General features: G+C 61.7%; 9 protein-coding genes and 1 pseudogene. 6 read left to right on the top strand and 4 right to left on the bottom strand.

Translation table 11 applies throughout. The features are described from left to right. Positions 1 to 406: 406 nt before the first annotated feature. The gene (locus J2Y68_RS15250; RefSeq protein WP_309994621.1) at positions 407 to 1,084 is read right to left on the bottom strand and encodes a GntR family transcriptional regulator; all 678 of its coding nucleotides are present in this window, start codon (positions 1,082 to 1,084) and stop codon (positions 407 to 409) included. A 191-nt stretch (positions 1,085 to 1,275) separates the two neighbouring features. On the opposite strand from J2Y68_RS15250, the gene J2Y68_RS15245 reads away from it, so the two are divergent. The 5 genes and pseudogenes from J2Y68_RS15245 (at position 1,276) to J2Y68_RS15225 (ending at position 7,926) form a co-directional block, all read left to right on the top strand. Continuing rightward, positions 1,276 to 2,394, top strand: coding sequence for an LLM class flavin-dependent oxidoreductase (locus J2Y68_RS15245; protein ID WP_209754664.1), 1,119 nt, complete (start codon positions 1,276 to 1,278; stop codon positions 2,392 to 2,394). Between the two features lie 159 nt (positions 2,395 to 2,553). Further along, complete coding sequence (locus J2Y68_RS15240) at positions 2,554 to 3,498, top strand: aminotransferase class IV (RefSeq protein WP_209754666.1); 945 nt, start codon at positions 2,554 to 2,556, stop codon at positions 3,496 to 3,498. Between the two features lie 1,001 nt (positions 3,499 to 4,499). Beyond that, a pseudogene (locus J2Y68_RS15235) lies at positions 4,500 to 5,542 on the top strand (IS110 family RNA-guided transposase). Between the two features lie 261 nt (positions 5,543 to 5,803). After that, positions 5,804 to 7,126, top strand: a complete 1,323-nt coding sequence (locus J2Y68_RS15230) for an aspartate aminotransferase family protein (protein WP_309994620.1) — start codon at positions 5,804 to 5,806, stop codon at positions 7,124 to 7,126. A gap of 158 nt (positions 7,127 to 7,284) precedes the next feature. Then, positions 7,285 to 7,926 carry a FadR/GntR family transcriptional regulator gene (locus tag J2Y68_RS15225; RefSeq protein ID WP_209754674.1) on the top strand — a complete coding sequence of 214 codons (642 nt, stop codon included), beginning with the start codon at positions 7,285 to 7,287 and terminating at the stop codon, positions 7,924 to 7,926. On the opposite strand, the gene J2Y68_RS15220 is transcribed toward J2Y68_RS15225, so the two are convergent. The 3 genes from J2Y68_RS15220 to J2Y68_RS15210 all read right to left on the bottom strand — a co-directional run bounded on the left by J2Y68_RS15220 (position 7,906) and on the right by J2Y68_RS15210 (position 10,448). Next, positions 7,906 to 8,931, bottom strand: coding sequence for an MFS transporter (locus J2Y68_RS15220; RefSeq protein ID WP_309994618.1), 1,026 nt, complete (start codon positions 8,929 to 8,931; stop codon positions 7,906 to 7,908). The two genes, J2Y68_RS15225 and J2Y68_RS15220, sit on opposite strands and share 21 nt — an antisense overlap. After that, on the bottom strand, positions 8,880 to 9,200 hold the full coding sequence (locus tag J2Y68_RS15215; protein ID WP_309994617.1) for an MFS transporter: 321 nt from the start codon (positions 9,198 to 9,200) through the stop codon (positions 8,880 to 8,882). Before J2Y68_RS15215 ends, J2Y68_RS15220 begins: the two co-directional genes overlap by 52 nt. Before the next feature lie 762 nt (positions 9,201 to 9,962). Beyond that, complete coding sequence (locus J2Y68_RS15210; protein ID WP_209754680.1) at positions 9,963 to 10,448, bottom strand: flavin reductase family protein; 486 nt, start codon at positions 10,446 to 10,448, stop codon at positions 9,963 to 9,965. A 439-nt stretch (positions 10,449 to 10,887) separates the two neighbouring features. On the opposite strand from J2Y68_RS15210, the gene J2Y68_RS15205 reads away from it, so the two are divergent. Further along, a complete protein-coding gene (locus tag J2Y68_RS15205; RefSeq protein WP_209754682.1) occupies positions 10,888 to 12,366 on the top strand; it encodes a GntR family transcriptional regulator in 1,479 nt (492 codons plus the stop codon). The last annotated feature ends 1,086 nt before the right edge of the window (positions 12,367 to 13,452 follow it).

Here is a 13,452-nt window from a genome sequence, read left to right as displayed (position 1 = left end):
CCGAGCTGGAGCTGTTGAACCGGATATGGGCGCTCCAGCGGCTGCCGACGCCGGCACCGTCGCCCGGGACGTGAAGACACGGCTACGGCGGGAGAACAAACCACTGAACCCGGCCGCCATTCAGCGTCAGATCCAGGCACTCCGCGCCGAACTTCTGACGCTGACGACCGCTAAACAGGCCTCCAGACCCCAGCCCGTCATCCGGGCAAAACCAAATGATTCCACGAAACAACCCAGGCAGGCATTTTGACATGATTCCCCGGGGGTGCGCCGACGAGCTGGCTCGCCCATGACGGAGAGGCGCATCGGATGCGTCGTCGACGCGGTGCGCCGGTCGACACGTCGCCCGACGTGTGTCCCCGACTGCTCTCTGGCGGCGAGAGTGGTCTGGGCGGACGAGGAGGGACTATGACGTCCGGAGCGCGGCGATTGACTCTTCGCAGGACACCTCGAGATGCTCGGTCATCAGTGCGACGGCTGCCTCCACATCACCGGACTCGACGACTTCGAGCATCCGGAGGTGGTGGCCGGCGTTGGCCTGCTGGTCCTTGGACGGAAAATCCTCCAGGAGCAAGCACAGTCTCAGCTCGTTCAGTAGCGAGTCGTAGGTGCGGGAGATCCTCGCGCTGCCCAGACCGTCGACGAGTGTGCGGTGGAAGGTGAGGTCGGCCTCGCGACTCACGCTCCACGCCGCGTCTACCGGTGTTCCGACCAGGCGGCCGACGGCCTCGCGTGCTGGCGCCAGCGCCGCGATGTTCCCCGACAGTCCGCGCACCGCCTGCAGCTCCAGGATGGTCCGGAGGCGATAGCAGTCGCGAACGTCCTCCGCGGTGAGGGATCGGACGAAGGCGCCGCGATTGGGTTCGAGGTTGACGATGCCCTCGTGGGCCAGGTTCGTCAGCGCCACTCTCAGCGTGTGCCGGCTGATACCCAGCTGCGAGGACAGATCGGCCTCCCGGAGCGGAGACCCTGGCCGCAGATGTCCGTCGAGGATCTGATCCCGAAGCACCACGGCTGCTGCGTCAACGCTGGACACGCGGTGGACTGCTGGCAGGGGTGGCGGAAGGACTTTGGATGGAGGCATGGCCACAGTTTACCTCGGTGGATCTGTTGTCCAACGATTTCGTGGTGGGCGGTTTCGTTGCTTTCACACCCTTGACACCCCCCATTGCTGATGTTTGAATTGACGAACAATTTATTCGCGTTGACTCGATGACGCTCGATGAGCGTCAAGGGTGACGAACCACTCGCACAGCGAGGAAAGGAAGGATCCCGATGGACTTCGGCCTCTTCTGCACGCCGTACAGCCCCGACTACAGCGAGGGGCGCCGTACCGCCAGCGAGGTGATCGCTTGGGACCTCCAGCTGGCAGAGTGGGCAGACCAGTACGGACTGAGCGAGATCTTCTTTGCGGAGCACTACACGATCGGCGTGGAGCCGTCACCCGCGCCCGACATCATGATCGCGGCGGCCTCCCAGCGCACCAAGCGCATCAAGCTCGGGGCCGCCGCGCACCTGTTGCCGTACCACAACCCGGTCAACCTAGCGTGCCGGCTCCTATGGCTGCACAACATGACGAATGGCCGCTACATCGCCGGCTTCGCGCCCGGTTCGTTCCCGACTGACGCCCAGCTGTTCGACACGGGTGGCAACAACGCCGAGATGTTCTCAGAAGCGCTGGACATCATCGACGCGGTCTGGAACCGCAAGGGGCCGTGGCGCATCGACGGCAAGTACTGGAACGCCGAGATGCCCGAGTACACCGAGCAGTGGCGCGGCCCACACCTGACTCCGTTCGATTCCACCCCGCCCGAGGTGCTCCTCACCGGTATGCAGGCGAACTCGCCCACCTTCATCGAAGCCGCCCAGCGTGGATTCACCCCGATGAGCCAGCAGGTGGGCGTCGACGTCCTCAATGCTCACTGGGAGACCTACTCCACCGCATCCGTCGAGGCGGGATTCACGCCGAGCCGGCGCAGCTGGCGCATCCTCCGCGACGTCTTCGTGGCTGAGACCGACGAAGAGGCACGCCGCCTCGTGCGCGACGGCCAGGCCGGCCAGACGTGGCGAGATCACATCCTGCCCGTGTTCAAGACCGCCAAGACGAGCGGCGGCGCGGTCCTCGGGGAGCTGTTCCTCGACCCCGGGATGACGATGGACGACCTGACGCTGGACTGGCTCGTCGACCACTTCTGGCTAGTCGGCTCGCCGGACACCGTCGTCGCCAAGGTCAAGGAGCTGGACGAAAAGGTGGGCGGCTTCGGCTCGGTCGTGTCGCTCGCACACGAGTACCTCAACGACCCGGAGCCCTACCGGCGCAACCTCGAGCTCCTCGGAACCGAGGTCATGCCTCGGCTCGCAGATGTCGGAGCCCGGGCCACGTCGGTCGTCTGATCTGCCGGCCGGGCGGAGACCAAGCGTGAACCGTGGCGTTTGCCGCGGTCTCGCCCGGCCCAGCGCAGTCTGCATGACCGTCATCCAGCAGTTCTCACGTCCTGTGGGCGCGTAGGGCCTACCTCGGGGCCGGTCGGAAAAGAAAAGGAGCAACAGAAGATGGCAAACATATCGTCGGGATCCGCGTTCGTCGACGGCGAGCTCGTGCCCATCGGGGAGGCTCGCATCCCGCTCGCCGATGTCGGGTTCGAGCGGGCGGACTGCACGTACGACGTCGTCGGGGTCTGGGACGGCCGCTTCTTCAGGCTCGACGACCACATCGAGCGGCTGTTCCGCGGATGTGAGCGCCTTCGGATCAAGCCTCCGCACTCCAAGGACGAGATCCGCCAAATCTTGATGGATCTGGTGGCGCACTCCGGTCTGCGCGAGTCGTTCGTCCGGTTCACCATCACCCGAGGCGTGCCCACGCCCGGTGAGCGTGATGTCCGCAAGTTCGTGCCCAGGATGTACGCCTACGCGATGCCGTACGTGTGGATCGTGTCGCCTGAGCAGCAGCTGGAGGGCGTCGGCGTCTCCGTGGCCCGTAACACGGAGCGCAACTCGACCAAGGCCTTCGACCCGACGGTCAAGAGTCACCAATGGGGCGACATGACGCGTGCGCTGCTGGAGGCCTATGACCGCGGCTCGCTCCAGGCGCTGCTGCTCGATGGTGACGGCAACGTCACCGAAGGACCCGGATACAACGTCTTCGCGTTGGTCAACGGCACCCTGCGGACCCCGGAGTACGGGGTGCTGGAGGGGATCACGCGCCGCAGCGTCCTCGAGATCGCCGAGAAGATCGGCCTGCCGACCAAGGTCGACACGCTGGCTGTCAGCGAGCTCCAGACGGCTGACGAGGTCTTCCTCACCAGCACGGCCGGCGGCATCATCCCGATCACCTACGTCGACCATCACGAGATCGGGAGCGGCCGTCCTGGCGACGTGACCCTGTCTATCCGCGACATGTACTGGGACATGCACACCGACGCGGCCTACACCGACGAGGTCCCCTATGTCGACTTTGCGGATTATGGTGCTGGAAGACCGTCACACGACGCGGGATAGCCATCGACAGGGGTACAACGAGTCTTGTCTTACATACAATTCCGGTAATCCCTTATTGGATGGAAAGCGAGATTCCCGTCCGGCGAGGGTCATCGATAAATGACAGAAATGAACGGCTAACCGCAGAGCTGCCAGCCTCCGGGCCCGGCGGTGGAGGAGGCAGGAGTCTTAGGATGAAAAGCGGTGGTAATGACTAGGGACTTTAGCTTTGGGTTTGGGCTGATTCTGCTTCTTTTGGCGGGCGCGCTCTTCTGGATGGGGAGAGTTGCTGACCGGCATCAAAGGAGCGGGCGCGGCATGCTGTCTGAAGCCCCTGCCGTTCATGGCATATCGGCGAAAAGCGCTGCCTTCCTGGTTGCCGCTGCTGCGGTCGTATTTATGATTTTGCCCCTGTAGCAGCAGGGCGCCATTCTGCTTCCAGCTTCCTTGATGGCTCCTGCCCTTACGGCTTCGCCGGCCAACCCTTATGAGGTGATGGCTTAGGAGACCCCGGCGTGCCGCCCCTCCTTGGTCGGTAACTTCAAGCAAATGCCTCAATGAAGCAGCTAGCACGCCGGTGGTCATGAGATCTGCTCATTTCCTTACTGAACCGACCGCGTCCTTATGCGCGGCGGGGGCCTCTCACCGGGATTGGATGACGGTGTCTAAGCGCATCAAAAGCGAACCAGGAAGAGGCCCTGTATGAGTTCTGACGGAGAAATCATGGAAATTCTCTAATGGTCTTGGCAGGTCTGGTGCTGGCTGGGAGGCTGGTGCAGGCCCCTCCGGGGTGTGACTCATGGAAATTCTGGCCCGAACCCTCAAGTGGTTTGGTGCCTTTAGCAAGACTCGTCCACCCCAGAACGGGGCCTGCGCCGGTCCGCCCGCGCTGATGGCCTGATAGAAGATTGTCCGGGCTCCCCGAGGTAGGGAACTCCGTGACCCGTTAGAGAAGTGCCTCAACGCAGCTCCAGCCGGACTGGCACCGCGCAGGTACCGACTACGTGAAGGAGCCCAGCCGCATGACAATGGTGGCGGAAACCTACGAATTCATTGTCGGAGTGGATACTCACTCCCGCACCCACACCTACGCCTGATGGCGGCCAGAACTGGAGCTATCGCGGAAACCAAAACCTTTCCGGCAAGTGAAGCCGGCATCAACAGAGCTGTTGCGTGGATACACCGTGCTGGCGGGCCAGAGCGTTCCGTCCTCGTCGCAATCGAAGGCGGAGTCCTACGGCGCCGCCCTGACCAGGGCACTCACCAGCAGCGGACTGAACGTGGTTGAAGCCCGGCCGCCCCGGCGCGGCTCCCGGGGAAGCAGGGGCAAGTCTGGCGCCATCGATGCCACCGCTGCAGCCCGCGCTACGCTCACATTAGACCCCGCCCGGCTTGTCCGGCCGCAAGCCGAAGGAACCCACGAAGCACTGACAGTAATCCTGGCCGCAAGGCGACGCTTGGACACTGCACGAACCATCAACCGCAACGCGCTGAACGCACTGGTCCGGACGACCGACTTGGGTCTTGATGCACGGCGTGCACTGTCGGACGCGCAGATCGTTGCCGCCTGGCGGCCGCGAGCCGCAGACCCCATCCAAGTCGCAGTGGCAAGAAACGAAGCCCGCCGACTCGCCAAGGAAATACTGGCCTCGACCGCTTCGCTGAAGGAAAACAAAGCGCTCCTGGGCGAACTGGTTCAGCAACTCGCTCCTGGACTGCAAAACGAAGCCGGGGTAGGACGGTGACTGCGGCCCTGGTCCTCGCAGCCTACTCACATCACGGCAGGGTCCGCTCCGAAACCGCCTTCGCCGCCCTCGTCGGCGCTTGCCCCATCCCCGCGTCCTCCGGAAACACCACACGACACAGGCTCAACCGCAACGGCGACCGCCAGCTGAATCGCGCACTCGACGTCATCGCGAGAACACGGCGAACGTTCGACCCGAGAACCAGAGCCTATGCTGAGCGCCGGACCTCCGAGGGGATGAACCGACGTGAGATCCAGCGCTGCCTAAAACGGTATGTCGCACGCCAGCTCTATCGGAGGCTGCAGACAATCATGGCTTGACACAGAGCATAGAAGAGTCTTCCTGCCTACAATCTGACCGCGTCGTTGCGCGCCACCGCGGAGCTCGCGGGCTGCTCGCACCACACCGTCGCCAAACACGTCGCTGCCCGCGACGCAGGCCGGCCCATCGGGGAACCCGACTTCGGTGTCTGACAGGTAGGTCACTTTCTTCGTCCTTTCCGTTCTCGCTCGAAGCTTGTGGTGCAGCAGTAAACTGGTCATACTGGTAAGACCAGTTGAAGAAGTCAAGGAGAGCAGCCTATGAATACGATTGAGACGTTGGTGCTTGGGGAGCGGGAGCGGTACATCGCGCGCACGCCGCGGTCGCGTGCCGCATTCGAAGCGGCAGGCCGAACCATCGTCGGCGGAGTGTCCCGAGGAACGATGGCGTACCCGCCATATCCGTTCTACGCCTCGCACGGCGTCGGGGCGCGACTCCATGACCTGGACGGCAACGAGTACCTCGATCTGATCAACAACTACACCAGCCTCATCCACGGCCATGGTCACAAGGCCACCGCCGACGCCGCAGAGGCAGCATTGAAGACGGGTCAGGCCCTGGGCACGCCGAGCGTGGAAGAAGCAGAGCTTGCGAACGAGCTCCGCTGTCGCATCCCCACCCTTGAGGTCATCCGGTTCACTACCACCGGCTCGGAGGCTTTGCAGTACGCGATTCGCGTTGCCCGTGCCTTCACTGGTCGCAAGCGCGTCCTGAAGTTCGAGGGAGGTTTCCACGGCTCCGAGGCCGGTCTTGTCCAGGACATCTGGAACACGACCGCGCTGGCACCGGGATCCGCCCGGCCAGCTCAGCCCAGCTCCGCTGGCCTCGACGACGTGTCGACGATCACCGCCGTGTACAACGACCCGGCCGCAGTTGCGAACGCCTTCTCTCAGTGGGGCGACGAGATCGCGGTCGTCGTGTTCGAACCGTTCCTCGGCAACAACGGTCTAGTAACCGCAACTCATGACTTCGTTGACTCCATCTTCGAGCAGGCACATTCGCACGGGGCACTCGTCCTGCTGGATGAGATCCAGGGACTGCGGGCAAGCTACGGCGCATCCCAGCAGATCTTCGGCGTGAAGCCGGACCTGGTCACCGTCGGCAAGATCATCAGCGGCGGCTTCGCGCTGGCGGGCTTCGGCGGACGCAAAGAGCTGATGTCGGCGCTGACGAACGCGGACGCACCGATGCCGCAGAGCGGTACCTTCACCGCGAGCCAGGTGGCACTTCAGGCAGGGCTTGCCGCGATCCGCGCATATGACGAAGCGGAGTACGACCGCCTCAAGAGCCTTCGCGACGGCTTCGCCCAGGCGTCTGTCGAAGAGTTCGCTCGGGTTGGTCGCACCGTGCAGATCAACGGTTTCGGGTCCATGTTCCACGTGAGCATCAACCACGAACCGGTGAACTCGCTCGCCCGTCACCTGCAGTCCGACCACGCTCTGTGGTCGGCGGTGCGACTCGGACTGCTCAACCGTGGCGTGAACCTCATGCTGCGCGGAACAGGGTGCCTCTCGACGCCGATGACCGAAGCGGACGTCGACTTCTACCGCGAGGCGCTGCGGGACGTGCTCGCCGCGATCTGAGCAACCCATCCGCTGAGGCGGTTGCGCGCAGCCCACTCGGCCATGACGCGCAACCGCCTCTTCGCATAGAAAAGGCATCCGATAGGCTTTCACCGAACTCATTCGAGCGTCAGGGGGACAAGCTGATCGATCAGCACAGCGGCACGCAGCGTGGCCGTGTGGCCAACGAGCTTCTCACTCGTATTCGTCGCGGCGAGTACACGCTCGGCACCCGCCTGCCGTCCGAGAGGGTACTCGCTGACGAGTTCGGCGTGAGCCGGCCGGTGATTCGTGAAGCCCTCGGGACGCTCGCGGCGATGGAAGTCATCGAGTCGCAGATGGGACGGGGATCCTTCGTGATCTCCACCGCTCACCGAGAAGAGGAGCAGGAACTCGACGTCCACGGGCTTATCGACATCGTCCGGATGCGCGAAGTTCTGGAAAGCGGGGCACTCAGCGTAGCCGAATCGACCGGCGTTGATGAGGAGGGCATGACAGCCGTCCGCGCGGCGCTCGACGACCTACGAGCCGCCGTAGCCACTGGCGCGAACACCATTGAGGCGGATGTCGCCCTACATCGAGCCATCGTCGCGGCGGCGCGCTCAGAGCACCTCCTAAAGCTGTTCGACGATGCCTACGAGTCAATCCTTCGCAGTATCCAGTTCAGCCCGCGCGCGAACACCATGGGCGCCCATCTGCTCGACGAGCACGAGGCGATCTCTGCCGGGATCCTCGACGGTGACTACCGGGCCGCCATCATGGCCAGCCACCTCATGCATGCGGAGCACCGGAAGCTCCTGTCACGACTTCTCGACGACTGAACTCCCGGCGCTCCGCGTCGTGATCAGCGGGACTCGACCGCTTCCGGTGCGGGCGCTCGGTCCCGTCGCTTGAGGTTGAGCCCAATGAGGAGCGTGCCGGCGGCGGACAGAACGAGGAACGCTGCCAGCACCCACAGGCCAGATGCGTACGTACGGGTGGCATCCTTCAGCACACCCGTGATCGACGGGCCAAGGAAGCCCGCGAAGTTGCCCATGGCATTGATCAGAGCGATGCCCGCCGCAGCGGCGACACCGGTCACGTATTTCGCCGGCAACTGCCAGAACACCTGCGGTCGTCAGGCTGAACGCGATGATGGCGGACACCATATTTCCGGAGAACACGGCCCAGATGATAGCGGCGGCGCCAACAAAGGCAGGGAGGACGACGGTGTGCCAGACGCGTTCATTGCGCCGGTCCGACAGGAGACCCCAGCCGATAATAGCGACAGCGGCGATCAGGTACGGGATCGCACCGAGCAGCCCGATCTGCGTGACACCCAACCCCAGGTTGTAGTCGACGTTGAGCAACTCAAGGATCGAGGGCAGGAAGAACCCGATGGCGTACTCCCCGAACACGAACCCAAGGTAAATAAGGCCCAGACCGGTCACAATCGGGGAGAAAGCGCTGCGCAGGCGGTTGGCCCCGGAGCTCGCCTCGAGGATCTCGGCCGTTTCCTGGTCGAGTCGGCCTTGTAGCCAGCGACTCTCGTCATTGGAAAGCCATGCTACCGCTCCTGGCTTCTCCGGGAGACGCAAGAAGCACCAGATCCCGAGAAGGATCGCAGGGATGGCCTCGATGATGAACATCAGCTGCCAGCCGTGCAGGCCAGCATGTCCGTCCGTGAGCTCCATGAGCCACGTTGACAGCGGCGCTCCGACGAGCGGTGAGGTCGAACCGGCGACGATCAAGAGCGCAGTTACGCGGCCACGTCGAACGGCCGGGAACCACAGGCTCAGGTAGAACAAGACGCCCGGGAAAAGGCCTGCCTCGGTTGCACCGAGCACGAACCGGAGGATGTAAATTCCACCTGCCCCTGCACGGTGAACATCGAGAGGGCGATGATCCCCCACACCACTGCGATGATGCCGATCCATCGCCGCGGGCCCAGCCTGGTGAGCATCAGGTTCGCCGGAACCTGGACGAGCACGTAGCCGATGAAGAAGATACCCGCCCCCACGCCGAACGCGGTCTCTGACAAACCGATATCGACGTTCATACGCAGCGCTGCGTAGCTGATATTGGATCGGTCAAGGTAGCAGGTGAAGTACGGCAACAGAACAAGCAGGCGACATCGAACGAGTCATCGAGGCAACACCCGTTACGCTCCACGACAGCGCTCTCCTGTTGCCGCATCAGCTCCTCGGAGGACGAATTACAGACCTAGACGGCGCCGTTGGACTATCTGAAACTGTACGAAGCCCACAGTTTGAACCTCAACCCCAAGAACAAGCCAGTCCCGGGCTACATCGCTTGGGCGGGCGTCGGCGACGACGATGAAGTTGAGGTAGCTTAGGCCGCAATGGAAACGCACAAAGACACGAAGCTCCGGCTTGGGCATTGCCCTAAGCCGGAGCTTCTCATTTGCGCCACCCGCAAGCGGCTAGTTGCCTAAGGCAACAGCTTTACATATTATCCATTATCGTGTTGAAAGCACGGGATTGGAAGTAGCAGCGACAACTCTGTCTTTCCATACTCAGTTTCCTCATTAAATGTGTCAGTGCCCGGACTCTTGGCCCATTCTCACTCGGCTGGAATACTCCGGGCGAGTCACTTCGTGATTTACTGATAGCCAGCTGACCTCGGGTGTTGCATCGACCCACGTAATTCGACATCTTCGATACTTGGAACATTTGTTTGCAATAAAGACACAGTGTTTATTTGTCCGGCTCGGAGAGTCGGAGCTGTGTTTGATCTGCAGTAGGTGGCGTAGAGGACACCGTGGGAACCTGCCGGGGGTTGTATGAACCCAGCCGTGTGGGACGATGCGCGGTGAAAGGGTCCACACCGTCAGGAAGGTCCGCTTTATGGCATCCCGCTATGATGCGACTTCCTCAGGGGCCAGCGTGCGGAAGGTGCCCCGGTGGAATAGGAGAGGTGTGTGCTCCTCGGCTGTGCCCATGTCCAGAATCCGTGCCGTAACGATCAGGTGATCTCCGCCGTCGTATTCCGATTCGAGCTTGCAGTCGAACCATGCCGAGCTGCCTTCGAGGATCGGTGCGTCATAGCTGCTCGGCGCCCACTCTACGCTGGCGAATTTGTCTGCTCCGCTCACTGCAAAAGCGCGGCACTGCGCTTCCTGTCCTTTAGACAGGACATTGATTGCGAACGTCTCGGCCGAGCGGATGCGCGGCCAGGAGGTCGAGCTCTTCCCTACAAGGATGACCACCATCGGGGGCTCAAGGGACAGAGCATGGAAAGACTGGCAGGCAAAACCCACCGGTACGGACTCATCCATCGCAGTGACAATTGTTACCCCCGAGGGGTAATGACCAAGGACAGTGCGCAAGGTCTTCGGATCCATTGGGGCCTTCCGATCTAAGGTTTTCACGTTAATCACCTCTCGTGTAATTCTTCATCCAGGGCGCTGGCCCCTAAGGGTCAAGCCTTCGAGTTGGGCTTGTCGTACTTCTGAAATCTGCACCGGCGGTGCCGAATCTCTTGAACCGGGCTGAATCATCCGGCGTTCACGATGAAGCTGGAAGAAACCGCCTTCGCCTACACTTGGCCGGTTCTCGTAACGGCCCAGAACGATTCTCATTTCGGCATATCGCTGGGATCTGCTCTTCGGCAGTTGAAGCCTCAGTTCTCATAAGGCTGGTGCAACCGCGTCGCATGTGAATCGTATGGAGGATCACTCTGTTAGGTTCATCATTTCCCCCAGAGTACATACATTTGAGGTTAAATGTCAATGGCGCATCTGATATCCTAATGAGAACGACAGGGGCAAGGGGTAGCTTGTGATGGTGACTTGGAGAGAACAGTTGGCCTTCGCGCCTTTGGACATGGGCGAACGCAGCGAAGAGATTGCCCGGCGCCTTCGCCATGCCATAGAGCTCGGTGTCTTGGAGGATGGTTTCCAGCTCCCAAGCGAAAGCGAACTCTCGACTCTTATGGGAGTCTCGACCATCACCCTCCGGGCAGGGTTGGCGCAGTTAAGACACTGGGGGCTCCTCGTGACGCGGCGTGGCCATGGAGGAGGCAGCTTCGTCCGGGCAAATCCTGAGCATTTCACGGAGGCGCAGCGAACCGCGTTGGCTACTTACTCCCTCGACGATCTGCGTGATATCCGCGAGTATCGCGCCTTCCTGGCCGGCTCTGCGGCTGCCGCCGCTGCAGAACGCCGCCAACTGATTCCCCTCAAGCGCCTTGCCTCGCTGGGTGAGGCAATTCGCGTGGCACGGAAACCGACGGATTTGGCGCGGGCAGACAGCCGCTTTCATATGGAGGTTGCGGCTGCGGCCCGCTCCGTCCGACTGACGCGGGAAGAAATGGCCATGCAAGCTGAAGTTGGGGTTCTTATCTGGGCTCACAGCCAAACTGAGACTGCGTCCTTGAATGCCGCAAATGAGCACGCGGCGATTGTCGCGGCCATTGCTGACGGGGACGCCCGGCTTGCCCGTGCGCTGGCAGAGGATCATGTACGTACGGAGATGAATAGGCTCATCGATCTTCGGATCTCAAAAGGGGTAGGCCAAGCGGCCGCCGATATGGACGACGCTGCAACCGATCGGGCTATTTCAGGGGTCAAGGTACTTGCAGCCAACCTCGGAAAGACTGCCGCTGCGGCCATCCAGTTGATTGAAGAAGCCGCCCTTTCTGCCCTTGGGGAGTCTGAGCCCGGTAGATCTGAGCAGTTACAAGGCGTCTACGCTGTTGCACGCACAGGATTGATACAAGCTTTCCCTGACATATCTGCGTTGGGATTCATCACTGACCCCTCCTTTTTTGGGGAAGCTGAAGTAATCGGATGTTCGGCATCGTCGGGCCTGGAATCGGTCCAGCGACTCACGGTGGACTGGACGGACTACGATTTTGCGACTGCGCCATGGTGGCCGGCGGATCCAGCCGAGGAAGGCCTCGTCCAAGCAACAGGGGCTTTTGTGGATGCGAGCGGTTCAAACGAGTACATAGTCACTTTCAGCAAAGGCGTGTGGCGGAACGGCCGTATGGTCGGCGTAGCTTCTGCCGACGTCTTGGTAAAGCAGCTGCAGGAAGACTTTGAGCCACTGCTGCTTGCTTTGCCCGCCGGTGCGTGCATCCTGGATCAGAACGGTGTGGTAATTGCCACCAACGCTGGAAGCCTTCTTGGTGCGACACTGCAGAACCTTCCGCAACAAGGCGGGCAGTTTGCCCTTCCGGGTGTTCCTTGGCAGCTATGCTTCGAAGATCCGCATGAGGTATTGAAAGCGCCGCAATCGGCTCCGCAATTGGTTAAGTGATTCACCTCGGGAGGCGGCCGCATCGAAGTTCAGCATGACTGCCCCGCCCTCCAAGTCCGACTTGGTCCACAACCCCACGTCGCGTTCGAAAGCGGCGATGGCCAGGCTTTGTGTCTGTTACGCACTGAGGTTCGACAAGGGCGGAAGCAGCCGAGACAAGACGGGAATTGCAGGCTGTTAGGTGCGCGGCAGCCTTCCAGTGCATGCAGCAGTTGCTGACCCTTTGCCTACGCTGCGTTTTCATGGCCAGGATCGGGTGATGCCAGCAAACGCTGATGTTGCCCGGTGCTGGTGGCAATGGCATCCACCCGGCACCGGGCAGCACTTCGCGGTAGCGCTACTTCAGCGCGGCTTCTCCAGACGGCTGAACAGCAGCCTCCTCCCCGAGGTAATGAAGAACGATTGCGGAAGAACCATCGTGTGCATGGCCGGAGTTCGAGACAGACTGAAATACCTTCCGCGCGGGACCCAGCAGCTCTGAGGATGTTCCGGACTGGCTGATCATCTCGGAGACAAGTCGTTGAACTTCTAGCAGTCCGCCCAGCGAAAGCTCCACGGCTCGAGAAGTCTGATGCGAATGCCTCAGGCATCTGAAGATCCAACATTGTGCTTGCCGCCCATCCGCCCATCAACGCTTCATGTGCTGTCTGCCCATCAAGTACGCATAACGGCCGACGCGCGGAACCTGCCACGGTGGGGAATGCATTCCCTTTGCGGTCGCCCGGTTCCAGAGTAGACAAAAGAAGCAGTCACGGAAGCCCCCCAGTGGTCCGCAGCAGTGACCCGCCAGCCCCAACGTCGACACCAGCCGAAGCGGCAACAGAACTCGTAGTGCTGCCACTCCCCGGGGCCGAGTCCCCTGATTGAAAGGCCGATAACGGACCTTATGTAAAGTAAACCAGCGATTATTGCATCGTTGCACAATCGCTCGCCCAACCGTCGCCTGACATGGGAGACTCTCCGTTACACAAGTTCCCCGGCGTCCAGTGGAACGTGCAGCATAGCCGCCGTCGGTCTGAGTCCCGAGCGGACGCTGTCGCTGGTCAACGTCGCAATTGTCCAAAGTGGTTTGGACAATTGAGCTGT

It is taken from the genome of Paenarthrobacter nitroguajacolicus (assembly GCF_031455195.1).
In the GTDB taxonomy this organism is placed as follows: domain Bacteria; phylum Actinomycetota; class Actinomycetes; order Actinomycetales; family Micrococcaceae; genus Arthrobacter; species Arthrobacter nitroguajacolicus_D.
Note: the sequence above shows the minus strand (reverse complement) of the source record. Positions and strands in the feature narration are given on the sequence as shown.